Below are 24,786 nucleotides of genomic sequence, written 5' to 3' on the forward strand. Positions count from 1 at the left end.
CTTATTGGGACATTGGAGACGGGGTATTTGGGCGCAGACGCAGGTGCAAAGTAAGTTTTAATTAGCCAGGAAGCAGCTTCGTAATTACGCCAGCCCGAAGGATTATAAAGCAAAGACTTACGCTTCAGTACAAGCAAGGAGCTGTTCAGCAGCTCCCTCAATCCTCCAGCACCGGTTGCCCCAGCACCACCCTTACCTCCGGAGAGAGACGGACGATGACCTTCAGAATCAACGGATCTTTGAGGGGGGCTTTGGTCTTCTTCTGCAAACGGTAGGCCGTCCGGATGGTGGAGAGCACCATCGTGATGGACGTCTCCCCTTTATGCGCTTCCAGCCGTTCAGCAATAGCTTCCTCTGACCAGTCTTCATGACTTCCCAGCAGTTCTACATTAAGCGAAGGGCTGATGGCCAGTCCCATCGAAAAGCTGGTGATCTCCAGGCCGTACTCTGAGAGTTGCGGAAATATTTCCAGCCAATCTTCAATTAACTCCAGGGTTTTCTCCCGGGCACCGTCTCCTACGGAGCCCGCCAAATCACTTACGCCCTGCCGGGCAGCATTCCAAAGATCACCTAGCATGGTTACTATTTCTTGAATTTGATTTCCCCGCTCAGCCCAAGGTCTACGATTTCGGGCTTGTCCAGCAGCTCCAAAAAGTCGAAGGCCTGAATAACCTGATTACCGACTACTTCGTGGCCGGGAAAGCCTTTCACCTTTTTCACTTTACCGGGAAACTCCATGGTGTACACCATGACAGCATCGGAGAACATTTCTTTCACCATCTCCATTCCTTCTTCTCCTAACTCCTCGTCTTCAAAGGGATTGTCCATTGAGCTCGCCACGGTACTGGTACGAATCAGTTTCTTGCCCTTCAGAACGAGCGTCCCGGTAGTGAAATTTTTGCCGGCCAGGCCGGACATCATTCCGCCGGCACCTCCCTCTTCCTCGCTGGCCGGTTGGTTCGCCGATGCCAACAGGCTCTTCAATGCTTCCAGCTCTGCTAAGTCCTGAAAAGGAAAGCTCATGGTCATGGCACTTTCTCCGGCAGCCAGATCCATTACCATCCGTCCTTCAGTACGCAGCACCAGCGACCGCTCTTCGTCCGTCCACTGTGGATTGGCCGGCAAAAATTCTTCGTACACCAGAAAAGAAGAATCTATCCGCTCCTCCTGCTCACCTTTTCCTTTTTTCAGTTCTTCTTCCATCGCCATCATCATCAGCGGGTTATCGAACATTTTACTCATATCGATGGTCGTCACCTGCGAGCCGGAGCCATCGCGCCGAATCGTGGTGTGCTCCTCGATGGTCAGGCAGCTGGAGAGGAAGGCCGTGATTACGGCTACTAACAGAAACAAGAGAATTCTTCTCATAAAGCAAAAGGATTTGTAGTTGTCTACCCAACTAATGAGATGTAGCGGTGAAAGGTTGATGTTGGCGGTCTCCCGCTGAGCCTGCACCCTTTCATTGCACCCGCGCTGCGTCGCCCAAAAACGAACAAAGCCCAACTTCCGTTACCGGAAGCTGGGCTTTTGTTACTAAGAAGTGGTGCCGAAGGGGGGAGTCGAACCCCCACGCCCGAAGGCACACGTCCCTGAAACGTGCATGTCTACCAGTTTCATCACTTCGGCAGGCACAATTGGTTGGAATACCTATATACATTGGTTAGTGAACATAATGGCAATCAGGGAGCCAGACGTAATAAATAACCAGATATTCCGATAAAACTCATATCGTTTTATGAGTGGACCGCAAAGGTAATACGGTGTGTGAATTTACCAAGCGATCAGAGAAAAAAAACAATCATCACTAGCGTAAAACACGAAAAAAACAAGTACCGACGGTGGGAATCGAACCCACACTTCCGAAGAAACTGGATTTTGAATCCAGCGCGTCTACCAATTCCGCCACGTCGGCATTTTTGCCATCAACCACCCCGGCGGAAGGGAAAGTTGCGGAGCTTCTCTTTTGAAGCGCGGCAAAGGTAGGAAATAGTCTGATAGTATGGTAGTAAGTTGGTTTGATAGTGATGGTCATTGCGAAATTTCACGCTGCTACTCAACCAGGAAAAGCATAACGCTAACCCGCTAACTCTACTTACTATTTGGCCGCCTGACTATTTGACTACCTGACTATCAGGTTATTAAGCGATCTCTCCCTCCAGGTCATACTCCGTAGCGCCTGTGATTTTCACTTTCACCATATCCCCGGTCCGTAGATAAACGTCTTTTGCGGGTATAAGAACTTCGTTATCTACGTCGGGGCTGTCAAATTCGGTACGACCGACGTACATGTCGTTGTCCTTACGGTCGATCAGCACATCGAGGGTTCGCCCTACCCTTTCTTCATTGAGCTCCAGGCTGATTTCCTGTTGAATCTCCATGAGCCGGTTGGCGCGCTGTGCTTTTACCTCAGCGGGAATATCATCTTCCACCTTATGCGCACTGGTATCTTCTTCGTGGCTGTACTGAAAAACGCCGAGCCGCTCGAAGCGCATATCCCGGACGAAATCACAGAGTTCTTCGAATTCCTCCTCTGTTTCTCCGGGGTATCCTACGAGGAAGGTTGTTCGGATGGCAATCCCCGGCACCCGCTGGCGGGCGTAGCGAATCAGGTCTTCCGTCTCCGCCCGGGTAATCTGCCGGCGCATTCGAAACAGTACGGCATCAGAGCCATGCTGCAGGGGAATATCCAGGTAGTTGCACACCTTAGGCTGCTCTGCCATGACATCAAAAATGTCGCGCGGAAATTTACTCGGGTAAGCATAGTGCAAACGGATCCAGCGAATACCTTCTACGGCCGACAAAGCTTCCAGTAATTTAGGCAGCGTACGCTCCTTGTACAGATCGAGGCCATAATAGGTAAGCTCCTGCGCGATGAGCATCAATTCCTTGACGCCGTTGCTGGCGAAGTGCTCCGCCTGCTTCACCAATTCTTCTATCGGACGGCTAATGTGTTTACCGCGCATCAGCGGGATGGCACAGAAGGAACAGGTCCGGTTGCAACCTTCGCTGATTTTCAGGTAGGCATAGTGCTCGGGCGTAGTGATAAAACGCTCACCAATGAGATCATGCTTGTAATCTGCCTCCAGGCGATTGAGCAAGCCGGGCAGCTCCATCGTACCGAAGTAATCGTCTACTTCCGGTATTTGTTCTTCGAGGTTGTCTTTGTAGCGCTGGCTCAGGCAGCCCGTTACGTAGAGCTTATCGATCTCGCCCTTTGTCTTACGGTCAGCGTAATCCAGAATAGTATTAACGCTCTCTTCTTTGGCCAGATCGATAAATCCGCAGGTATTCACGATCACGATGTTCGCCTCTTCATTGGCATCGTGCTTTACCTCATAGTCATTGGCCTTCAGCTGGGTGATGATGTTCTCAGAATCCACCAGATTCTTGGAACACCCGAGGGTGATGACATTGACTTTGTCCGGACGGAGCGTTTTCGTTTTCATAGGCTTTCGCTTAAGGGCGCAAAGGTACGGCGCGCTGCGCCGTTTTAGACGCACTTCGCACTTTTAGACGACTGCACCTTTTTAGACGCAGCGCGTTTTTAGTCTAAATGGAGCGCAGCGCGCGTCTAGGAATTCCGGAGGAATTCAATACTCTTACCCGCCGAAGCCAGGCTTCCCGTATCGTAATTGCCGTCCTGCTCCACCATACAATAGGTTACGCCGAGTTCTTTACCGTAGCGCATGAGTTCTTTAATGGGCATATCTCCGTCTGGCAGTTCTTCGAAAGCGTTTTCGGGGACATCCGCAATCCGGGTAACGACGGGAGTGCCCCGGTGAAGTTGCTTCAGGTGGAGTAGTTCGAGCCGGTCCCTGGTGGCAGTCATGACCTCCCGGGCATCCTGCCCGGCGATCTGGGCCCAGAAGAGATCGAGTTCCCAGGGGGTAAGCTCTCCGTCCATCCGCTCGGTTAGAATATCGAAGCCCGTGGTTCCTTCAATGGGATCCCACTCAAAGTTGTGGTTATGGTAGGTGAGCTGCATGCCGGCAGCTTTCGTTTTTTCTCCCGCTACATTAAGTTTATCGGCCAGCCGCTTCCAGTCATCGGCCGAGGTACGCTCCTCCGGACGGAGGTAACCGAAAACGAGGTGACTCAGGCCAGCTTTCGTAGCCGCTTCGAGCACTTCACCGAAATCAAAAGGTGTATCCTCCGGGGTGTATTGCCAGCCTCCGGTTACGGTGTTCCAGTTAATGAAAGAACTGTTGATCTTCAGGTCGAGGTCATCACAGATCGGCTTAAGCTCGGCCAAGGTACGGGTGTCACCCAGTTCGACTTGATGGTAGCCCAGCTCTTTGATGGTTTTTAAGGTGGCTTCAGGATCGATGGCCATCTGATCCCTTACGGTCCAGAGCTGAATCCCGATTTCGTCAACGTAAGGCAAGGTTTTTTTAGTCATGGAGGCTGATTCTTTTCCGGAGGTCGTTTCTCCCGTATTACCACCACAGCCCAACACACTGACGCCAGCAGCGGCAATGACGGAGTGGCGCAGGAATTGACGGCGGGAGGTCGAAAGCTTGGACATGGGTCTGTAATGTTTTGGCGTAAGATAGCAAGGAAAAGAAAATGCGGGCGCCGGGGCGCTGGTGCATTGGGAGGCTTGCGGGCCTAGCTCACAGCCTCCAGAAATTGACGTACCCGATGGGCGGTGGTAATTTCTCTTTCGTACTCGGGTAAACCAGGAATCCCCATATAGACATCGGGGTTCTGATGCTCCATGGTGGAAGTTAAGGTATCGAAGGCCGTAGCGTGAAATTCGCTTACGCCCAGATACGCTACCAGCTCCGCCACATTATCCGGCGTGATACCACAGCCCGGCAGGATACCGATGCGGCCTGCGGCTTGATCCACTAACTGGCGCAGCATCTCTTTGCCCTCCGGAACGGTTGCTGCCTGACCGCTGGTCAGGATGCGGCTTACGCCCAGTTCAACCAGAGTTTCCATTGCGGCGGAGGGGTCCAGGCACACGTCGAAGGCCCGGTGAAAAGTAACGGAGAGTTCCCCTGCTGCTTCCACCAGTCTTTGCACCCGCGTCCGCGCCACCTCCCCGTTCTTGTCCAGCAGGCCAAACACGACGCCGGCTACCCCAATTTCCCGGCACACCTTAATGTCTTCAAGCATCACGGCAAACTCCTGCTCAGTGTAATCAAAGTCTCCACCACGTGGCCGGATCATCACCATGATATCAATATCCACAGCAGCCTTACAGGCCCGGATCGTGCCCAGGCTCGGCGTAATCCCGCCCTCCACCAGGGCGGCACAAAGTTCTACCCGCTGCGCACCACCCGCCTGGGCTGCAATAGCATCGTCTACGGATTGGAGGCATACTTCAAATAGCATATTTGTATTTTGGTTAATTGAAGGTTAGGATTTTCTCATCGAATACATCATTCCTGGCTGGCGCAGCCGCCGGAATGTTTATCCGATATGTAAAATCCGGTCATAAGGAGATTGATTAATTCTCTCTCCGACCGAGACAGGCAGCTGGCTGATGTAGCCGCCGTCCGACCGAGACATCGGATGAACTTTTGCCCGACTTCGTCAGGGCAAAAGATACCGCTGATGACCGGTCTATCGCTCTGCTAACCAACATCAGGTGCCTCTATCTTAAATTCCGGCACCAGCATTTCATTGTCGATGGATTCATTTTTCACCGCATAATCAAAGCCTGACTGGATGCAATAAGCTCCCGTTGCCCCGGCTTTGTTCAGAGCAATGAAGCCTACCTGAATATCCTTCCAGTCCGGATTTTTACTGATCACCCTTTCTACGGCCAGTTGGCAGGCTTTGGTGGGGGAATGCCCCATCCGCATAAACTCCACCACCAGAAAGCAACCGCAGGCGCGGATCACGGCTTCGCCCCAACCGGTGGCCGTAGCGCCACCGATTTCGTTGTCCACGTAGAGGCCAGCCCCAATCAGCGGGGAATCCCCCACTCTGCCGTGATACTTAAAGCCCGCACCGCTGGTAGTGCAGGCTCCGGCCAGATCTCCCTTTTCGTCAAGGGTCAGCAAGCCTATCGTATCGTGATTTTCTACGTTAATGGGTGGGCTGTAGTCCGGGTTCTTTGTTTGCCAGTTGGCATACACCTCCCGGCTCCAATCCGTACTCAGCTCGGTTAATTCCATACCCTGCGTAAGGGCAAAATCTTTGGCGCCTTGCCCGACGATCATCACGTGAGGCGTTCGTTCCATCACCATGCGTGCCAGAGAGATCGGGTGCAGAATATCCTGAACAGCGGCCACCGAGCCACAATCTCCGGCGGAGTTCATAATGCAGGCATCCAGGGTGATGATGCCATCCCGGTCGGGGTAAGAACCCCGCCCAACGGTATGTACCTCCGGATCCGCCTCGGTTACCTTTACGCCAGCTTCCGCCGCATCGAGTGCTGACCCTCCGGCAGAGAGCACCTCCCAGGCTTTTGCGTTGGCCAGCTGCCCATGCTGCCAGGTCGAGATAACAACAGGGCGGACCGGCTTACTAACCTCATCAGAAGAGGCATTTTCTCCGGCACAGGAAGCCAGTACCGGAACCAGAGCACCCGCAGCGGGTAGTGAACGTAAAAATTGACGACGGGTAGACATAAGCGGAGGAATTGGTTAGGAGGCGGTAAATATAGGTTTCTCCCTCCACCAACCCGCAACCTGCAACTTGCAACCTGCAACCTGCCCCCCCTGCAACCTGCAACTTGTAACTTGCAACTTGCCCCCCCCCTACCACTTCGGCACCTGCATCGTCAAACAGTGCAATGAACCGTGCTGCTCAATAAAGGGACGGCAGTCGATGGCAACAACTTTATATTTCCCGTACTTCTCGAACGCTGCTAGCGCAGCGGTATCAGCCGCCCTTCCGGGGTGATCTTCTGCTTCGTTAGAAAAGTAAGTTGGCACGAATACCGTACCGTTGCTGATCAGGAAGTTAGCGTAGGTGGCTGGCAACCGATGTCCGTCTTCCCCGTGAATTGCCGGTGGCAACGGAAGCGGAAGTAGCTTGTAGGGCTTATTGTGGGGCGTGATCAGGTATTTCAGGTCTTCCCACATTTCCTTGAGGGAGGAAAAATGTGGATCGGTCTTATCCTCACAACTCGTATAAGCAATGGTCCGCTCATCCAGATAGCGTGCCAGGGTATCAATGTGTGCGTCGGTATCGTCCCCGATCAGGTGACCATCCGTGAGCCAGTAGACATCGGTTTTACGACCGAACCAGGACTGCAGGTATTTTTCAGCGAGTTCAGGGTCATTCCAATCGTTTCGGCCTTCGCTGAAAAGGCACTGGGTGGTCGTCAGCATGGAGCCCATTCCGTCGGACTCGATGGAGCCGCCTTCCAGTACGAAATCGACCCGCAAGCGCTCAACTTCCGGGAAACGGGCCTCCTGAAATCGTTGGGGGAATTGGTTGTCTTCTCCGGCTTCGAACTTTCCGCCCCAACCGTTGAAAGTAAAGTCAAGAAAGACGGGCTGCCGGTCTTTATTGATGACGGTGATCGGGCCGTAGTCCCGGATCCAACAATCGTTGGTCGGGCAATTCATCACCTCGCCCTTAAATTCGGCGGCGAAGCTGGCAAAATGTTCCTGATCACTTACGACCATCAGGACGGGGGTCACTTCGTTCACGGCATTAGCGGCGGCAAGGATGGCGGCAGAAGCGGCCTGCAGTTGCTCGCCCCAGTCTCCATCTCGCTGCGGAAACGTAAAAAGAACGAGCTGTTGATCTTCCCATTCAGCGGGTAAACGCATAGTAATTATTTGAAGGCACGAAGATAGCAGCTTAACTTTGAGCGATGAATCAAGTCCGTCTTTCTTTTTGGTCCTTACTGAAAATTGTGGTTGTTGGCGCTTTCGCAGGTGCCATGGTAAGTTGTGAAGCAGAGGGGGCTCAGCGGCCAACTGATATTCCGGAAGGGATGGTCTGGATCAAAGGCACAGAAGAGCACCCGTCCTTCCTGATGGATGCAACGGAAGTAACAACGGCTGCTTTCGCTGCTTTTGTGGAGGAAACGGGCTATGTCTCCGAAGCGGAGGAGTTCGGTTGGTCCGGGGTATTCAACAAGGATTCTCTGGCCTGGCTGCCCATCGACAGTGCTAACTGGCGCTACCCGCTTGGGCCCGACTCTCTGGCAGCCCGCCCGGAACACCCGGTTACCCAGGTTAGCCTGCGTGACGCTAAAGCCTATGCTGAGTGGGCCGGCAAAAGTCTGCCCACCGAAGAGGAGTGGATGTGGGCCGCCTCCCAGAGCGGCCGGTTTACGGACTTCCCCTGGGGCAAAGAGATGGTCCCCGACGGAAAATACCCGGGCAACTGGTGGCAAGGCCCCTTCCCCTACGAAGACAATGTACTGGATGGATTTCCCGGCATTGCCCCCGTTAAATCTTACCCGCCCGCGGAGAATGGGCTGTACGACATTTCGGGCAATGTCTGGGAGTGGACAGCAACGACCAAGGCCCAGACGAAAGAGTCCGTCATCAAGGGTGGCTCTTTTCTTTGCAGTACTTCCTATTGTACGGGTTTCAACTTCCGCCAGAATCAGTACACCCCGGCGGATAGCGGGTTGAATCACCTGGGCTTCAGGCTCATCATCCGATAGCTAAGTACGTGTCTGAGCTGACACTGCCTTTTAGCCCTCCCCTGCACCTGCGCCTGCGCCCAGCCTCCACAGCCACCAAATGAGGACAAACTGAATGAGTAAACGAATGACTGCTGCCATTTTTGAGCCCATCAGGGGTCTCTCCCTGGCCAGGTCTATGATGTGCAACGGTAAAAAGATAACCATTAGCGCAAAAGCAGCCCAGATAGCGTACTGCCTCGTTGGCCCATAAAACAAAGCCGCTCCAATCAGTATCTCTGCCAGGCCACCCGCTGCATTAGCCAACTGCTTAGGAAACCATTCCGGCATAAACGGGTCATAGAACGCTGGATTGTAAAAGTGATAGATTCCGGCAAGGATCAAAACAATAGCAAAACCGGCAAGTGGATAAGACATGGGCGGGAAGGTAAGGAATCTCTTACCTTCGCCACCGTGAAAGTACACGTCTATTATATCGGCAAAACCAACGAGACTTACCTGAAAGAAGGTGAGGCGATCTACGCTAAGCGGTTGAAGCACTACCTTCCGGTCACCTTCGAAGTGTTACCTGACGTTAAGGGCGGAGGTAAACTCAGCCCGGAGAAGCTAAAAATTAAAGAAGGCGAAATGGTACTTGCCCGCCTGAAAAATGATGATGGGCTCATCCTGCTCGATGAAGGAGGCAAGCAGTTCGGCAGTGTTGAATTTGCCAACTGGATGGACAAACAACTACAGCGGCCCTACCGACGACTGGTATTTCTCGTTGGTGGAGCTTTCGGCTTTTCACCCGCTGTTTATCAGCGGGCGAACGGTAAGCTATCCCTTAGCAAAATGACCTTCAGCCATCAGATGATTCGTCTGTTCTTCGCCGAACAGCTCTACCGTGGAATGACGATACTCCGGGGAGAGAAATACCACAATGAGTAGTACCTACCGGACGCTCATCGCGGAGCAGCCCGGAAGGGAAAGGAACTCAGCCATTTCGCCTCCGGCTCTACATTAGGATTTCGCGGAAAGCCTTCGGTTCCATACTTATGATTTTGCCTTGGTTTTAAACTCTGTATAAACCAGCCCGGTAGTTAACCTTCCCTAAATCGTGATGTCCAGGCGGGTTAAAGTAACAGTCCTGTAAGGCCAATACGTTAAAACTCTGCTTAACCGACTGTTCCTACATCAATTAGGCAGTGAAATGGTGCTGTTTTGTAGCCCCCCATATATCTTTGCGCTCAACTGACGACCTACCGATGAAATTTTGCATCTCTATTATTTTTGTTGTTTTCTCATTTTTGCTCGGTGCTCAAAACACCTACCATGAAATAACGGAGCTAAACGGCGAAGAACGTTGGTTACGAGGAAGTTTGGCCTCCACCAATGCTTCTCATGTCATGATCTACCAGCACGGTGGAGCCACTATAAACCTTGGCGGCGGAGAAACAGGATATGTGAATAATCTCCGTGGAACGGGTCATTATGATTTGAACAAGGTTGTACGAATGGGAGGTGACACTGTGTACCTGGCTAACCCCATCGTCAATGATTATGATCTGTCCAACAGCCAGGTAATCGGTGTTAGTGCCGACAAAGAACTTGCCTTCCCTAACGGTTTAACCGTTAACCAGGCATTTGACGGGCAAACCGGCGGGGTGATTTTTCTGGCAGCGAATGACCAGCTTACACTTGGTGGCACTTTTGACGCCAGTGGCGCAGGATTCAGAGGCGCATCCGGCAATGAATCTGACAGTCAGTGTGGCCGTTTCACCGTAATAAATGGTGAGGTTTACAGTATGGATGATTGGCGGGGATCTCCACGGGCAGAAGGAGTAGCAACAATTTCGATTGGACAGGAACAAGGAAGAGCTCCTGCGGCCAATGGCGGTGGTGGCGGCAACGATCACAATGCCGGCGGCGGTGGCGGTGGAAATACTGCTGAAGGCGGCGGTGGAGGCATCAACGTCGTTAATGGCATTTTCAATCGGGCCTGCCGGGGAGCTTACCCGGGCCGGGGAGGGCGCGGACTGGCCGCTGACAGAGATCGGATTTACTTCGGAGGCGGAGGAGGAGCTGGCCACGCCAATAATAGTGGCAATGCAAACGGTGGAAATGGAGGGGGGATCATCGTCTTATGGGCTGAACAGATCGTGTTCACAGAGGGTTGCAAGCTGATAGCTGATGGTAGGAATGGCAGTACCGTCACCGGAGATGGTGCCGGAGGCGGCGGTGCCGGAGGTAGCATGATGATAATCGCTGATATTGTGAGTGGTAACCCTGACATATCACTGGATGGCGGACAGGGAGGTAGTACTAACAATCGTACTGACCGTTGTTTTGGGCCCGGCGGTGGCGGAGGTGGCGGCAGGCTAATCACCGCAGTCGCTGATCGAAACGCTTATAACCCTATAACGTCCTTTGACGCTGGTGGTAGTGGCCTTCGTCTGGGCTCTAATGAATGCTCTCCTACCGAAAACCCCGCGGGAACAGGTGTTAACGGAGGACAGCAAGTAGTGCAAATACCCGTCCCTTTTCCCGGCCTCGGCATTACTGCTAACACCGTATGCAGCAATGAAACACTTGGCATTACGGACGAGAGTGCCGGTGCTCAGGAAGTCAGTTGGGAAATTACTCCTGCTAACAGTGGGCTGAACATTGTAAGCCCCGACGGGCGCAACCTTATCGTCACGTTTGATAACGGAACCGAAGGTACCTTTACGGTGCAGCAAAGCCTGGTCGCAGACGGTGTTACCTACGAAGGAGCTTCTACTAACTTTACGGTCTTTGCCGCCCCCTATGCTGAAGCTGCCGACATTTCTCCCGACCGTGAGAACGTAACGGCAACCGTTACCAATCCGGGCAATTTCGTCTCCATCATTTATAATTTTGGTGACGGGACGATTCTGGGAGGTACAGACGAATCCAAGGACCACAGCTATACCGAACCCGGTGAATACAACGTCAGCATTACACTGACTAACGCAAACTGTGATCAGATTGTGGTTGCCTCGAGAACCGTCGTTGTTGGTGAGTTTGCCGTAGCCCGAACGGACGTAAAAGACGCCAGTGGATGTTCTCCTTTTTCCGTTACGGTAAGAGATGACAGTGAAGGAACCTACGCCAGCAGACGATGGGATTTCCCCGGAGGCGATCCTGAGACTTCTACTGATTCCGCTCCATCCGTCACCTATACTGAACCGGGCACCTATACCGGCACATTAACGCTGGTGGACGCCGTAGGGGCAGATTCTGTTGCCACTGTAGATATCGTCGTATTAGAATCCGCTGACACAGACTTTGATTTCGCCGTTGATACTGCTACGGTAACCTTTACGGTTTCCAGTAATGCCGAATCCTGGGGCTGGGACTTTGGTGATGGTAACATGAGTGACGAACTAAGCCCGACGCATACCTACACCCGTCGGGGGACCTACTCCGTAGTCTTTACGGCCAGCCTGCCTCCCTGCACCACAAGGATTGTACAGGAAATCACCATCGACGTACTCTCTGACGTAACTACCCTACAACAATTGGGCGTAAAAATATTCCCTAACCCCACTACCGGCGATGTCCGGCTGAGTGGCCCGGCGAGCTTTGTCGATGTATTCGACCCGAGAGGCAGACTCATTAACCTGAGGAACGAGCAGCAACTGGACCTTAGCAACTACCCTTCCGGCATGTACCTGGTTCGGGTAAGTGCAGAAGGGAAAATCTACACCGTCCGGATTATAAAGCGCTAGCGTACCGGCTAATCCAGTATCCGGAAGGTTGTACGACGGTTTCGCTGGTGTTCCTCTTCTGTGCAACGATCACAAAGACAATCTTCAATGGGCTGGTCTTTGCCATAGCCCCGGGCAGTTAGCCGGTCGGCAGCAACGCCCTGATTGATCAGATAATCCACGGCAGCCTGCGCCCGCGCCTGACTTAGGTTTTGGTTGTAGGCCTTTGGCCCCCGACAATCCGTATGGGACCCCAGCTCAATCCGGATATCCGGGTTGCGGTTCAGCAAAGCCGTCAGTTCGTTCAGGGTTGGCTGGGCATCTTCCCGGATGAAACTCTCCTCAAAGTCGTAGTAGATATTCTTCAGAACCACCTCCTGGTTGCGGAAAATCTTTTCCAGCTCCAGCTCCAGTTCGTAGCGTTGTTCGGGTGCCTCCGGATCACGTGGCAGGTCCCGGCTGGAGAAGCGCCCCTCCGCCACCAGGTATTCTTCCCGCTCCGCGCGGAAGGAATAATTTTGGTCATCTACCAGAACCAGACTCAGTATTCCCTCAGCGTTTGTGTTCACCGTTCTGCTCTGTTCACCAATGCTGGCGATGATGGTAGCATTCGGGACCGGCTTAACCCCCAGTACCCGGCTTTTGGGATCGGCGGGGTCCTCGTAGATTTTTTCCACGACGGTAACGTCCAGTACATTTCGGTATACAATTGGCGTAGGGTCTTCAGGGGGCGGAGGAATGACCCGCCTGGTGTAAGCGTAGATATCGTCGCTGCCTGCGCCTCCGGATCGGGCGCTGCTGAAATAACCGGTCATTGTTGCCTCCAGGCCACTTCCTTCGCGACGCAGGATGGTAAAGCCGAAGTCGTCCGCTCCGCTATTTACCGGAGGTCCCAGATTTTTAGGAGCGGAAAATCGCCCGTTAGCCATTGGGTAAGTACGGAAAATATCAAGTCCACCAAGTCCTTCCAAGCCATCGCTGGCGAAATAAAGAGTGTCTCCGTCCAGGCTGGGGAATTGCTCATTCCCCTGAGTGTTAATGGCCCGATTCATGAGAATAGGATCGCCCCACTCACCACTGTCCTGCAAATTACTAACGTAAATATCATATCCACCCCAGCCGTCTTCCATCAGTGCACTAAAGTAAAGACGCTTTCCGTCAGCAGATAGCGCGGGATGCATGTAATTGATGCCATTTTTAATAAAGGGGAGCTGTTTCGCCGGCCCCCAACCTTCACCAACCCGCTCCGAGCGGTAAAGTCCGCACCAGGCATCCTCTTTTTTTGCCGGTGAAGCACAGCGCGTGAAAATCATGTAGGCGCCATCGGCACTAAAGGCGGGTGTTCCTTCATGATCTTCCGTGTTAAGACGAGCATCAAAAGCATCTACGCTGGCGCCACGAGCCTGTGGATCAACGATAAAAAGATCAGTGAAGCCCCGGCCAGTCCACTTAAAGGTTTCCTCTCCGCTGGAAGCACTCCGGTCACTGGTGAAAATTAATCGATCCTCGAAGACAACGGGCGCATAATCTGCCTGTCTGGTATTAAAGTCTGTTGCAGCAACGGTAAAGGGGCGGGGTTTCCCTGCTTCTTCTGCTTCCTTGTAAGCCATCGCCAGCTCGGCACCGCTGATGTCTTTGCGGAACTCATATTTGGACCCAATTTCAAAGCCCAGGTCGGTGTAAACCTGAATGGCCTCTTCGTATCGCTCCAAACGCTTCAATGCAGCGGCTTTCTCGCGTAATGCCGGTGGTCCGGCATTATTATCATAAGCCGTTTGAAACCAGTCGATGGCAGCGGCGTCATCTTCCGTTTCACGGAGAGCTATGCCCAGGTTCAGGGCGATCTCTCCTTTCTCTTTTCTGGACTTCGCTTTCTTGAATTCACGCTTCAGCATATCCACAGCAACATCATACTGTTTTCGGTCAATGGCCGTTGCTCCATCGGTCACTTTAGCCGTGTAACTACAAGAAGACAGGATGAGCAAAAACAAATAAGGGAGATAACGCATCTTCGGGGTCTTTGGGTGAAAACGGACGGCCGGGAGCTTTGTTGTCAGTAGATGCTAATCCCGTAGGTTTTGCACGCGGCGGGACATTTTTTCAGCAACAATCAAATAGCCCGGGTGGCGCCTGCTCCTTCCTCCCGATTCAGGCGCGGACGCAGGTGCAGTGGGAGCTAAAGGAAGCAAGCTCAGGTAGCAAAACACAGCTCCTCATCCCATCAACATGGCACCTGCGGCTGCGCAAAAATTTTCTGAGAAAGAAACAAAAGATACTAAACGCTCATTGTTACCTTACTCACCTTTAAGAAGCAACTACTAATCAATACTCTTTTCCAGATAACAGCCGTGCTTTTAGGCGCCTTCGGGGTGATCGGCACCCTTATGCCCTTTTTGCGCTACAAGGACTGGTGGATCAGAGGCTTTGATTATCCCCGGGCTCAAATGATCATAATTCTTGGGCTTGCTGCTTTTCTATGGATCATTTCGCATAACAATAACGACAGCCTTAATCTGCTGGTCGCTTTTCTACTCATCAGCGCTACCCTGTATCAGTCCTATCGTATCCTTCCTTACACCGGGGTGTGGGTCAGGCAGGTCAAGAACGCACCATCTGACTACCATGAGCGACCGCAGATCAGCCTTATGGTGGCGAATGTACTGCAGACCAACACTGCATATGATCGGCTGATCTCGCTGGTAGAAGAGCAACAGCCGGACCTGCTGCTGACCCTCGAATCTAACGCCGACTGGGAAAAAGCACTGAAGAGCGGTCTCCGGGAACACTTCCCACACAGTATAGATGTGCCCTTGGAAAACCTCTACGGTATGCACCTCTTCAGCAAACTGGAGTTGCAAAACCCCAGCGTAAAATTTCGCATAAAGGACGATATTCCGAGTATTGATTGCAAGGTTGACCTTAGCGATGGCTCCCGGGTAAATCTGCACTTTCTGCACCCAATGCCCCCCAGCCCTTCGGAGGATTACTCCAGCGTCGGAAGGGATGCTGAGCTCGCACTGGTAGGCAAACAGGTGGGGCAGCACCGGGAGCCAACCATTGTTGCGGGAGACATGAATGACGTCGCCTGGTCACATTCCTCGCGGCTGTTCCGGCGGTTGAGTGGCTTGTTAGACCCCAGGCATGGCCGTGGCCTCTTTGCCACCTTCCACGCTGATTACTGGTTTGCCCGCTGGCCACTCGACCATGTGTATCTTTCCACTCATTTTAAGGTAATTGAGCTAAAGCGGCTTACTCATATCGGATCAGACCACTTCCCTGTATTCGTACGTCTTTGCTTCGATCCCGCTTCCCCCGACCCCGCAAGGCCTTCTCCCAGCACAAAGGACAAGGAAGAAGCAGATGAATCAATCAGCTCTGCGAAACAAGGAAATAAAAACGCAACTGTGGGATAAACACAACATTCGCAAAAAGTTGCAAAGAAAATGTTTCATCACTATTGCATTTATGCTACACTAAACTATCTTTGACGGGTCATCACTCGGATATCTACAAACTACAACCATGAATAACGTCGTTTCTCAACGTTTCATTAAGTGCCACAATAAGCTTAGAGAAGAGAAACGGGTTCGTTCCAGTCGTCAGTTCGCTTTATCGCTTGATTACCTGCCACAGTCTCTTTCAGAAATTCTGAAAGGACGTCGGGATGTAACCATCGAGTTACTCCGTAAGGCCATCGCCAAATATAAAATGAATCCGGTCTACATTATGACCGGAGACGGGCCGATGTTCATGACCGAAGAAACCAATCAGAGTTTTCGGGTCCTCACCACTATCCGGTCACCCAACGAGGAAGAGCTCATCGTACACGTTCCCCTGCCGGCTCATGCAGTATATGCTGCCGAACTTGGGGACCCCTCTTTTATTCAGGACCTTCCCACCTACAGTCTCCCTGATTATAAGTACAAAGTGGGAACCCACCGCAGTTTTGACATTCCCGGAGACAGTATGGAGCCTACTCTGTTTGAAGGAGACAAGGTTGTTTGTTCGTTTCTGGAACCTACTCTTTGGGAGTCTGGAGTAAAAGACAACTACGCTTACGTTATTGTCACCCGGAGTGACGTAGTCGTTCGTCGGGTAAAAAACCTTATTGCAGAAAGCAAGGAACTGGAGGTGATAGCAGACAATAACTTTTACGAGCCGTACAAGATCCCCATGTCTGATCTTCGCGAAATATGGTACGTTCGGGCCCGCATTACCCCCTTTCTCCCTTCTCCGCAAAACATTCAGCGCTACGTACAGGAAGAGATGCAGGGCCTGAAGGAAACCATCCAGCAGCAGGGCAAGATGATTAACCGCTTGTCCGGCGCCATTGACCGCCTGGGGAAATAGAATTTATCCTACTTAAGAAATATGAAATTTTTCCGCAGATTACTACTGCTCTTCCTCCTGGCATCTATGGCCATCGGAGGCTTCGCTTATTGGATGTATGCTGCCATAGAGGCGCCGGTTGAGCACGAAAACGCTGATCGTTACCTAACGATTGATCAGGGTCTGGGCTCGAACAGCATTTTACAGATACTGGAAGAAAACAACATTATTCAGGCACCACTGGCTACTAAGCTGTATCTCCGGTTCTTTGATCAGGGGACTCAATTGCAGGCCGGAGACTATCTATTTCCCTCTCCCATCAGTCCGAAGGAAGTTTTAGCTAAGCTGAAAGACGGGAAGAAACGCACTAAAGCTCTTACCATTCCGGAAGGCTGGACCCGCTTTGAGATAGCCAAACGCCTGGCAGCACAGTTTCCCACAGAGCCCGCCATCGATGAAAAAGAGGTGTTGGCCATGATGAACGATGTTAGCCTGATCGAAGAAATGGCTCCGGAGGCTAAGAATCTGGAGGGCTACCTCTACCCTACTACCTACGAAGTTGAGTTAGACGCTCACCCTAAAGACGTCATCATTAAGATGGTCAATCAATTCAAGTCTGTTTGGGAAGCGGACTGGGATGCGCAAGCCGAAAAAATAGGCCGGACGAAGCAGGAGATCGTTACCATTGCCAGCCTGATTGAAAATGAATCAAAAGTAGCCGAGGAACGGGCTTTAGTGGCTTCAGTGATTTATAACCGCCTGGAACAGGGAATTCCTCTGGGCATTGATGCAACGAACGTTTACATCGCCAAACTACTTAATCGCTGGGATGGCATCATTCATAAAAGTGACGTAGAGGTTGACCATCCTTACAACACCCGGAAAATTTACGGGCTCCCCCCCGGTCCGATCAGCTCAGCAAGTAAGTCTGCTTATGAAGCAGCCCTGAATCCCGCAAAAACGGACTATCTGTATTATGTGCTTAACGTTGAAAAAGGAGATGGTTCTCATCACTTCTATGCTACTGCTGCGGGCTTTGCCAAAGGAAAGGCCGCCTATCAAAAGTGGTTAGCTAAGCAACGATAGAAGCAATGGCTTTGCCATAAAAAACCCGTTCCGCCTGTTGGCGGAACGGGACATATACAGTTCGTGGGATTATTATGGGAAGACTTTAATTCTAGTTGCGCTTAGAGCGGCTGGCATATACATCATCGAAGTTGATGCTCCGCCCATCGATGGTACCCCGTGCTTTCTTAGTCCGGGTTCTTGCTTCGGCCCGGGTATTAGCAGCAGTGCCTGCAGGACGGGTCGTTACTCTGGTAGTTCCGCCAGCCTGGTTAACACGGCGGCTGGTGCCACTGGTCTGCGTGCTGGTGCGTCGGTTGGTGGTCGCCGCTGTTCCACCCGGAGGGCAGTAGTTCGGGTTAGTATTACGGTTTGTGCTGCTGGGCGTACTGGTACGACGACGGGTAGAAGTCGTAGGCGTCGGGTTAGTCCGGCGGGTAGTACGGGTAGTCGCCTGAGGGCGGCTGCTGGTTTGGCGGTTAGTGCTGGCCCGGGTACTACGGGTAGCAGCAGGCTGCGTGTCTGCTCGGCTCGTAGCGGTCGTTGTGGTAGAACCACGGGTGCCGCCTGGGCGCTGTGCATTTGCCGGAAGGGCAAAGAGAGCGACGAAAAGGAAGACTAAAGTAGGGAGAAGGAAATTCTGTTTCATGACCGTTACAAGTTTGGTTACACAATTATAACGGCAGAAGTCACACATTGTCACCAAATGGGTTCTTGATTAACCGCATCTTATGAGGAAGTGGAAGGAAACGTTAACAAACCCGCCAGCCATGAGGGGTTTTTAATATTTTGCGGTGTAGGTAACGCAACGAGAAGCACTGACGGCCAACTGCATTATCCATGCCAGCCAGCGGCACAAGACCCAATAAACGAAGTGGTAGCTCAACGGCTGCGGGAGGGCTAACACATTAATTATGTGTAAGCAGCAGCCGAAGCAGAGAAACAAACCAGGGTGAGGCCTGACGGCACTCTATTTCCATAAAATCCCAAACGAGCTCTTAAATAGCCAATGCCAGGTTTCCACCGTCCTTACTTTCCAGCATAGACTCACCTCCATTCAGGTAAGCATCAACGGCACGAGCGCACTCCCGACCTTCTGAGATAGCCCATACGACGAGGCTCTGCCCGCGGCGCATATCGCCCGCAGCAAAGACTTTAGGTATACTGGTCTGATAGCCGTGCTCCGGGCTGGCAGCCACATTCTTGCGGGCATCAAGGCCAACACCCAGGTTGGTTAACATACCCTCATGTTGGGGATGCAGGAAGCCCGCAGCAATAAGCAACAGCTGGCAGGGCAGTTCCCGCTCACTACCTTCAATCTTTACAAAGGTATTTCTGCCTGCCGGGTTTTTGCCCCAGCGGATGTTTACTGTTTTAATGGCTCGCAACTTCCCGTCCTCGTCCCCCAGGAAGGCTTCTGTAAGCACAGCAAACTCTCGCTCGCAGCCTTCTTCATGGCTGGTACTTGTCCGAAGAATCATAGGCCAGTTAGGCCAGCTATTCTGATCTCTTTCCGTTGGGGGCATTGGCATGATCTCAATCTGGGTAACCGACTTAGCACCATGTCTGTTGCTGGTACCCACACAGTCTGCGCCCGTATCTCCACCACCGATAACGACAACGTCCAGACCTTTTGCGTGTATTTCCTCGGTGCCCGTCAGATCATCCCCGGCCACCCGTTTGTTATTCTGATCCAGAAAATCCATAGCAAAATGAATTCCTTTAAGTTCTCTTCCGGGAGAAGGGATGTCTCTGGGAATCGTTGAGCCCCCCGCAAGGATTACGGCGTCACTATCCCGTACTAACTGCTTGGCATCTACATTACCACCAACATTAGCGTTCACCTCAAAGGTGATCCCCTCCGCTTTCATCAGGTCAACCCGGCGGTCGATGATGCGCTTTTCCAGCTTAAAGTCAGGAATGCCGTAGCGTAGTAATCCGCCGATCCGGGTGTTTCGTTCGTATACCGTCACCGTATGTCCTGCCTTGTTAAGCTGAGCCGCAGCCGCCAGACCTGCCGGGCCAGAACCAACAACAGCCACTTTCTTACCCGTACGACTGCTGGGTGGGTTGGGGCGGGCATAACCACGGGAAAATGCTTCTTCGGCAATGCTTTTTTCGATATGCTCAATGGCAACCGCCGGTTGATTGATGCCTAACACACAAGCTGCTTCGCAGGGTGCGGGGCAAATTCTCCCGGTAAATTCCGGGAAGTTATTCGTCTCACTAAGGATATTCCAGGCGAGCTTCCAGTCTTCCTGATAAACTGCATCATTGAACTCAGGAATAATGTTTCCTAACGGACAACCATTATGACAAAACGGGACGCCACAATCCATACAGCGACTGGCCTGCTGAATCGTTTTCTCTTCTGCCAGGGGCTCATATAGTTCCTTCCAGTCCTGTTTACGAACCGCTACTTCACGCTTTCCGGGTAATTCTCGGGTGTATTTGAGGAAACCTTGTGGATCTGCCATGATAGATTTTTTTTGCTCTGCTATTGCAGGGTTATTTTTTTGGTGGAATTGGGGTGCCGGAAGCCTTAGATAAGTTCTGCAGCCTTGACCTGAACATCAGGCTGAGCGGACTTTTCGGCCAGGACTCGCTTATAGTCTCGTGGCATTACTTTGATGAAGTGTTTAAGCTCTTCCTGCCAGTCATTCAGCATGTCCATAGCCACTTTTGAACTTGTGTACGTAAAGTGGTTCCGAACCATCTGCTGTAATAATTGCTGATCAAAGTCATTAAGCGATTCCAAATCCGCCATATCGCCGTTCAGCTTATTCGATAAGGTTTTATTGGGGTCGTAGACATAAGCCATGCCACCAGACATTCCGGCACCGAAGTTCTTGCCCGTCTCGCCAAGGATCACTACTAATCCGCCAGTCATGTACTCACAGCCATGGTCTCCGATTCCCTCGACGACCGTTTTCACGCCAGAATTACGTACACAGAAACGTTCACCGGCCATACCTTTGATGTAGGCTTCGCCAGCTGTCGCTCCATAGAAGGCAACGTTGCCGATGATAATGTTCTCATGCGGATCAAAAGTGGAAATCCGGTCTGGAACAACAATCAGTCGACTGCCACTGAGGCCTTTGCCGAAGTAATCATTCGACTCTCCTTCCAGCAGGAACTCCAGGCCTTTAGCACCGAAAGCCCCGAAAGACTGTCCTGCAGAGCCACGGAAACGGAACTTAATGGCTCCGTCGGGCAGGCCTTCTCCGTGAAAACGGCGACTTATTTCATTAGAAAGCATTGTACCAACGGAACGATCGGTATTCTTGATCGGGAACTCACTGGCAACGGGCTCCATGTCCTCCAACGCTTGTCTCGCAGCAGAGATCAGTCTGCGGTCAAGGACGTTGTCAAGTTCGTGATCCTGCTCTGTTTTCTGGTATAAGCCAACGCCTTTTTCGGCAATTGCCTTGTACAGTATTGGACTCAGGTCCAGAGCCTTATACTTCCAGTGCTCAATTTCAGCATTAGTCTTCAGTTGCTCCACTTTACCTACCATTTCATTAACGGTACGGTAGCCAAGCTCCGCCATAATCTGGCGTAGATCTTCAGCCAGGAAACGGAAGAAATTAATGACATGCTCCGGGTCTCCGGTAAAACGCGCCCGTAGATCCGGGTTCTGGGTAGCAATACCAACCGGGCAGGTGTTTACGTGACACTTACGCATCATAATACAGCCTTCTACGACCAGTGCGGCAGTTGCCACACCAAATTCCTCTGCTCCGAGGAAAGCGGCAATGGCCAGGTCTCTTCCGGTACGGATCTGACCGTCCGTTTGTACGACGACCCGATCCCGTAGTTTGTTCTTTACCAGCGTCTGATGCGTCTCCGCCAGGCCAAGCTCCCACGGGAGGCCGGCATGTCGGATACTACTGAGTGGGCTGGCGCCCGTGCCACCATCATGGCCTGAAATGAGAATGGCATCGGCTTTAGCTTTCGCGACACCGGAAGCAATGATCCCTACACCGGCCTTGGATACCAGCTTTACGTTAATCCGTGCTTTACGGTTAGCGTTTTTGAGGTCATAAATCAATTGCGCCAGATCCTCAATGGAGTAAATATCGTGGTGGGGAGGCGGAGAGATAAGCCCAACTCCCGGAGTGGAGTTTCTTACCCGGCCAATCCAGTCATCGACTTTGTGCCCGGGCAACTGCCCTCCTTCACCGGGCTTGGCTCCCTGAGCCATCTTAATCTGGATTTCATCCGCATTCGTCAGGTAGTGACTCGTTACGCCAAAACGCCCCGAAGCTACCTGCTTAATGGCAGAGCGCATGTTATTGCCTTTTTCATCAATCTCGAAGCGGACCGTATCTTCTCCTCCTTCTCCAGAGTTCGACTTAGCGCCGATCTTATTCATCGCTATGGCCAGCGTCGTATGCGCCTCCCAGCTGATGGAACCGAAGGACATGGCTCCGGTGGCGAAGCGCTTCATGATTTCACTGGCCGGCTCAACGTCCTCAATATCAATGGGGGTTCCACGACGGAAAGCTAACAAACCACGAAGGGTTAGTGCCCGCTGGGTCTGCTCATTGATTTCATTCTTATACTTCTCGTAGGCCTCCGCGTCATTCTTCCGCGCGGCTAACTGCAGGTAGTGGATGCTCTTGGGGTTAAAAGTGTGCGCTTCTCCCCTTCTTTTCCATTGGAAAACACCCCCCACTTCTAACTGCGGATTGGCGATCGGCTGAGCCGGATAAGCTAATGCGTGACGCACCAGCACTTCTTTGGCGATTCCGTCATAGTCCATTCCTTCAATCCGGCTGATGGAGCCCCGGAAACATTCGTCCACCACACTGCGGCTAAGCCCCAGCACTTCGAAAATCTGCGCCCCCTGGTAAGATTGTAAGGTAGAGATGCCGATTTTGGACATGATCTTAAGCAAGCCCTTACCAATGGCTTTACGGTAGGTGTAAAGCACCTCGCTACGCTCCATTCCGGACTCATCAAAGATGCCAGAAGAATGAAGTTCCGACAAAGCGGCATAGGTCAGATATGGATTAACGGCACTTGCGCCATAACCGATTAGCGTGGCAAAGTGATGTGTTTCCCGAATATCCCCTCCTTCAATGACCAGGCTCGTTTTAGCCCTGAGGCCTTTGCGGACCAGGTGATGGTGAATGGCCCCCGTAGCCAGTAAGCTCGGAACAGGAGCGTTATTGCTATCTGCCGCCCGGTCGCTGATCACCAGAATGTTGTAGCCACTACGAACGAGACTTTCCGCCTGCGCTTTTATACGCTCGATGGCGGCGGAAAGCCGGCCATCCTGCCCGTCAACCTGAAAAACAGAATTGATAACACTGGCCTTAAAGTGCGGATGGTGAATTTCTTTGATCTTGGCCATCTCGTCATTCGTCAGCACAGGAGACGGGAGGTGAATGTTGCGGGCATTCTCAGCCTTCACTTCCATAATGTTTCCCGTACTGCCCAGCATGGCAAAAAGAGACATCACGCTACGCTCCCGAATCGGATCGATGGGCGGGTTAGTCACCTGGGCAAAGAGCTGCTTAAAGTAATTGGCAATGTGCTGTGATTGCAGGCTCAATGCCGCCAGCGGAGTATCTGCCCCCATTGAACCAATCGGATCTTTTCCGCCCTTAATCATTGGTTCCAGAAGGAAATTGAGGTCTTCTTTGGTGTAACCGAAGAGTTGTAAGCGTTCAAACAAGGTCTTCTCTCCCATACTTACGGAAGCCCGGCGACTTAGCGGAAGGTCTTCCAGAGTTGTACGGTGCTCATCCAACCATTCCCGGTAGGGTAATCTTTTACAAATGATCTCCTTAAGCTCTTCATCACCGATGATCCGGTGTTCGTCGAGGTCCGCCACCAGAATACGCCCTGGCTGCAAACGTCCTTTTTGAACAATTGAAGACTGATCAACGGGCAGAGCGCCCGCTTCACTGGCAACGATGAGTACGTTGTCCTTGGTAAGGCACCAGCGACTTGGCCGCAAACCATTACGATCCAGTGTTGCACCAACGAGAATACCGTCCGTAAAGCAAATGGAAGCCGGGCCATCCCAGGGCTCCATCAGGCCTTTAGTGTACTCGTAAAAAGCTTTCTTGTAATCCGGCATTGCATCGTCATGCTGCCAGGCTTCCGGCACCATCATCATTAAAGCATGTGGAATGCTAATGCCGTTCAGCGTAAGAAATTCCAGTACATTGTCGAAGTTAGCAGAATCTGAGAGGCCCGTCCCGCAAACGGGGTAGATCTTGTCCAGTTCTTCCTCCGTAAATTTAGAGGTTTCCCGAATCAGGCTTTCCTTGCTTTTCCACCAGTTTACGTTGCCTTGAATAGTATTAATCTCTCCATTGTGGGCAATCATCCGGAAGGGCTGAGCCAGTTTCCACTTTGGTTCGGTGTTCGTAGAAAACCGACTGTGTACCAGGGCAATAGCTGACTTGAAGTCCTGTGACTTAAGATCCTGAAAATACCCCGGCAACTGCCAGGTGGTAAGTTGTCCCTTGTAAGCAATCGTCTTATAACTGAAACTGGCCAGATAGAACTGATCTCTGGTTTCCGGGTAGGTTAAGTGAATGCTGTGCGTAGCGTACTTACGAAGAATAAAAAGCCGACGTTCCAAAGCGGCTGGCTCCATCTCTTTTCTCGGTTTAACGAAAACTTGTTGAAACCGTGGTTCAACGCTGCGACTCGTGGGGCCTACTTCTTCATTATCAACGGGTACTTTGCGGTAGTGAATTACGTCAAAGCCCATTTCGTCCGCATAATCTTCGAAGGCAAACAGACACTGGTCCATAAGTTGCTTCTCAGCGGGCAGGAAGAGCATCCCCACACCGTACTTCCCTTTCTCGGGTAATTCTTTACCAACTTCCGTCAGTTTACGGGCAAAAAAGTCGTGTGGAATCTGGACCATAATACCAGCGCCATCACCACTGTTTGGCTCACATCCACAGGCACCACGGTGCTCCATATTGGCCAGCATGGTGAGTGCATTGGTAACTATATCGTGAGAGGGTATGCCATTAAGGTTGGCAATAAACCCCGTGCCACAAGCATCTGATTCAAGGTGAGGGGAGTATAATCCTTCAGTAGAAGTAGTATCAGCTACGTAACGCATAACAGCTCAGGTTGACCGCCTGGTTA

Annotated in this window: 18 protein-coding genes and 2 tRNA genes; 6 read left to right on the plus strand and 14 right to left on the minus strand. The window is 52.0% G+C overall.

What is annotated here, in order from left to right; translation table 11 throughout:
* Positions 1–157: 157 nt before the first annotated feature.
* From BM123_RS00070 to BM123_RS00110, 9 genes are all read right to left on the minus strand, one after another.
* Positions 158–577, minus strand: coding sequence for a hypothetical protein (locus tag BM123_RS00070; protein WP_090164773.1), 420 nt, complete (start codon positions 575–577; stop codon positions 158–160).
* Between the two features lie 5 nt (positions 578–582).
* A complete protein-coding gene (locus tag BM123_RS00075) occupies positions 583–1,368 on the minus strand; it encodes a hypothetical protein (protein WP_139211698.1) in 786 nt (261 codons plus the stop codon).
* 173 nt (positions 1,369–1,541) lie between these two features.
* A tRNA-Leu gene (locus BM123_RS00080) sits at positions 1,542–1,626 on the minus strand.
* Positions 1,627–1,830: 204 nt separating this feature from the next.
* Positions 1,831–1,912, minus strand: a tRNA-Leu gene (locus tag BM123_RS00085).
* Between the two features lie 226 nt (positions 1,913–2,138).
* Positions 2,139–3,446: a 30S ribosomal protein S12 methylthiotransferase RimO gene (rimO, locus tag BM123_RS00090; protein WP_090164775.1), complete on the minus strand. Its 1,308-nt coding sequence runs from the start codon at positions 3,444–3,446 to the stop codon at positions 2,139–2,141.
* A gap of 125 nt (positions 3,447–3,571) precedes the next feature.
* Entirely contained in the window at positions 3,572–4,525 is a 954-nt protein-coding gene (locus tag BM123_RS00095) for a sugar phosphate isomerase/epimerase family protein (RefSeq protein ID WP_090164776.1), read from the minus strand.
* An 83-nt stretch (positions 4,526–4,608) separates the two neighbouring features.
* Positions 4,609–5,340: a copper homeostasis protein CutC gene (locus tag BM123_RS00100; protein ID WP_090164777.1), complete on the minus strand. Its 732-nt coding sequence runs from the start codon at positions 5,338–5,340 to the stop codon at positions 4,609–4,611.
* 242 nt (positions 5,341–5,582) lie between these two features.
* On the minus strand, positions 5,583–6,584 hold the full coding sequence (locus BM123_RS00105; protein WP_090164778.1) for an isoaspartyl peptidase/L-asparaginase family protein: 1,002 nt from the start codon (positions 6,582–6,584) through the stop codon (positions 5,583–5,585).
* A 129-nt stretch (positions 6,585–6,713) separates the two neighbouring features.
* Complete coding sequence (locus BM123_RS00110; protein WP_090164779.1) at positions 6,714–7,736, minus strand: agmatine deiminase family protein; 1,023 nt, start codon at positions 7,734–7,736, stop codon at positions 6,714–6,716.
* Between the two features lie 44 nt (positions 7,737–7,780).
* Here BM123_RS00110 and BM123_RS00115 point away from each other — a divergent pair, with 44 nt between their 5' ends.
* A complete protein-coding gene (locus BM123_RS00115) occupies positions 7,781–8,584 on the plus strand; it encodes an SUMF1/EgtB/PvdO family nonheme iron enzyme (RefSeq protein WP_090164780.1) in 804 nt (267 codons plus the stop codon).
* A gap of 30 nt (positions 8,585–8,614) precedes the next feature.
* Here BM123_RS00115 and BM123_RS00120 read toward each other — a convergent pair whose 3' ends face one another.
* A complete protein-coding gene (locus tag BM123_RS00120) occupies positions 8,615–8,980 on the minus strand; it encodes a DoxX family protein (RefSeq protein WP_090164781.1) in 366 nt (121 codons plus the stop codon).
* Positions 8,981–9,016: 36 nt separating this feature from the next.
* Here BM123_RS00120 and rlmH point away from each other — a divergent pair, with 36 nt between their 5' ends.
* Positions 9,017–9,490: a 23S rRNA (pseudouridine(1915)-N(3))-methyltransferase RlmH gene (gene rlmH / locus BM123_RS00125; RefSeq protein ID WP_090164782.1), complete on the plus strand. Its 474-nt coding sequence runs from the start codon at positions 9,017–9,019 to the stop codon at positions 9,488–9,490.
* Positions 9,491–9,807: 317 nt separating this feature from the next.
* Complete coding sequence (locus BM123_RS00130; RefSeq protein ID WP_090164783.1) at positions 9,808–12,291, plus strand: T9SS type A sorting domain-containing protein; 2,484 nt, start codon at positions 9,808–9,810, stop codon at positions 12,289–12,291.
* Between the two features lie 8 nt (positions 12,292–12,299).
* Here BM123_RS00130 and BM123_RS00135 read toward each other — a convergent pair whose 3' ends face one another.
* Complete coding sequence (locus BM123_RS00135; protein WP_090164784.1) at positions 12,300–14,279, minus strand: OmpA family protein; 1,980 nt, start codon at positions 14,277–14,279, stop codon at positions 12,300–12,302.
* A 435-nt stretch (positions 14,280–14,714) separates the two neighbouring features.
* Between BM123_RS00135 and BM123_RS00140 the strand changes: the two genes are divergently transcribed.
* The 3 genes from BM123_RS00140 to mltG all read left to right on the plus strand — a co-directional run bounded on the left by BM123_RS00140 (position 14,715) and on the right by mltG (position 17,685).
* Complete coding sequence (locus tag BM123_RS00140) at positions 14,715–15,683, plus strand: endonuclease/exonuclease/phosphatase family protein (RefSeq protein WP_139211699.1); 969 nt, start codon at positions 14,715–14,717, stop codon at positions 15,681–15,683.
* 109 nt (positions 15,684–15,792) lie between these two features.
* Complete coding sequence (locus tag BM123_RS00145) at positions 15,793–16,620, plus strand: LexA family transcriptional regulator (protein WP_175489194.1); 828 nt, start codon at positions 15,793–15,795, stop codon at positions 16,618–16,620.
* A 21-nt stretch (positions 16,621–16,641) separates the two neighbouring features.
* Positions 16,642–17,685, plus strand: coding sequence for an endolytic transglycosylase MltG (gene mltG / locus BM123_RS00150; protein WP_090164786.1), 1,044 nt, complete (start codon positions 16,642–16,644; stop codon positions 17,683–17,685).
* Between the two features lie 91 nt (positions 17,686–17,776).
* Here the strand turns inward: mltG and BM123_RS00155 are convergent, their stop codons facing one another.
* The 3 genes from BM123_RS00155 to gltB form a co-directional block, all read right to left on the minus strand.
* Positions 17,777–18,313 (minus strand): hypothetical protein, encoded by a 537-nt coding sequence (locus tag BM123_RS00155; protein ID WP_090164787.1) that lies wholly within the window; start codon positions 18,311–18,313, stop codon positions 17,777–17,779.
* A gap of 349 nt (positions 18,314–18,662) precedes the next feature.
* A complete protein-coding gene (locus tag BM123_RS00160) occupies positions 18,663–20,141 on the minus strand; it encodes a glutamate synthase subunit beta (RefSeq protein ID WP_090164788.1) in 1,479 nt (492 codons plus the stop codon).
* A gap of 65 nt (positions 20,142–20,206) precedes the next feature.
* Complete coding sequence (gene gltB, locus BM123_RS00165) at positions 20,207–24,760, minus strand: glutamate synthase large subunit (protein WP_090164789.1); 4,554 nt, start codon at positions 24,758–24,760, stop codon at positions 20,207–20,209.
* Positions 24,761–24,786 lie beyond the last annotated feature (26 nt).

Origin of the sequence: Neolewinella agarilytica (assembly GCF_900110645.1) — a bacterium.
Lineage (GTDB): Bacteria > Bacteroidota > Bacteroidia > Chitinophagales > Saprospiraceae > Neolewinella > Neolewinella agarilytica.

Bases quoted from the DNA above. Each gene is read 5' to 3' on its own strand.
- BM123_RS00070 (WP_090164773.1), bottom strand. From the start codon at position 577: ATGCTAGGTGATCTTTGGAATGCTGCCCGGCAGGGCGTAAGTGATTTG.
- BM123_RS00075 (WP_139211698.1), bottom strand. From the start codon at position 1,368: ATGAGAAGAATTCTCTTGTTTCTGTTAGTAGCCGTAATCACGGCCTTC.
- rimO (WP_090164775.1), bottom strand. From the start codon at position 3,446: ATGAAAACGAAAACGCTCCGTCCGGACAAAGTCAATGTCATCACCCTC.
- BM123_RS00095 (WP_090164776.1), bottom strand. From the start codon at position 4,525: ATGTCCAAGCTTTCGACCTCCCGCCGTCAATTCCTGCGCCACTCCGTC.
- BM123_RS00100 (WP_090164777.1), bottom strand. From the start codon at position 5,340: ATGCTATTTGAAGTATGCCTCCAATCCGTAGACGATGCTATTGCAGCC.
- BM123_RS00105 (WP_090164778.1), bottom strand. From the start codon at position 6,584: ATGTCTACCCGTCGTCAATTTTTACGTTCACTACCCGCTGCGGGTGCT.
- BM123_RS00110 (WP_090164779.1), bottom strand. From the start codon at position 7,736: ATGCGTTTACCCGCTGAATGGGAAGATCAACAGCTCGTTCTTTTTACG.
- BM123_RS00115 (WP_090164780.1), top strand. From the start codon at position 7,781: ATGAATCAAGTCCGTCTTTCTTTTTGGTCCTTACTGAAAATTGTGGTT.
- BM123_RS00120 (WP_090164781.1), bottom strand. From the start codon at position 8,980: ATGTCTTATCCACTTGCCGGTTTTGCTATTGTTTTGATCCTTGCCGGA.
- BM123_RS00130 (WP_090164783.1), top strand. From the start codon at position 9,808: ATGAAATTTTGCATCTCTATTATTTTTGTTGTTTTCTCATTTTTGCTC.
- BM123_RS00135 (WP_090164784.1), bottom strand. From the start codon at position 14,279: ATGCGTTATCTCCCTTATTTGTTTTTGCTCATCCTGTCTTCTTGTAGT.
- BM123_RS00140 (WP_139211699.1), top strand. From the start codon at position 14,715: ATGATCATAATTCTTGGGCTTGCTGCTTTTCTATGGATCATTTCGCAT.
- BM123_RS00145 (WP_175489194.1), top strand. From the start codon at position 15,793: ATGAATAACGTCGTTTCTCAACGTTTCATTAAGTGCCACAATAAGCTT.
- mltG (WP_090164786.1), top strand. From the start codon at position 16,642: ATGAAATTTTTCCGCAGATTACTACTGCTCTTCCTCCTGGCATCTATG.
- BM123_RS00155 (WP_090164787.1), bottom strand. From the start codon at position 18,313: ATGAAACAGAATTTCCTTCTCCCTACTTTAGTCTTCCTTTTCGTCGCT.
- BM123_RS00160 (WP_090164788.1), bottom strand. From the start codon at position 20,141: ATGGCAGATCCACAAGGTTTCCTCAAATACACCCGAGAATTACCCGGA.
- gltB (WP_090164789.1), bottom strand. From the start codon at position 24,760: ATGCGTTACGTAGCTGATACTACTTCTACTGAAGGATTATACTCCCCT.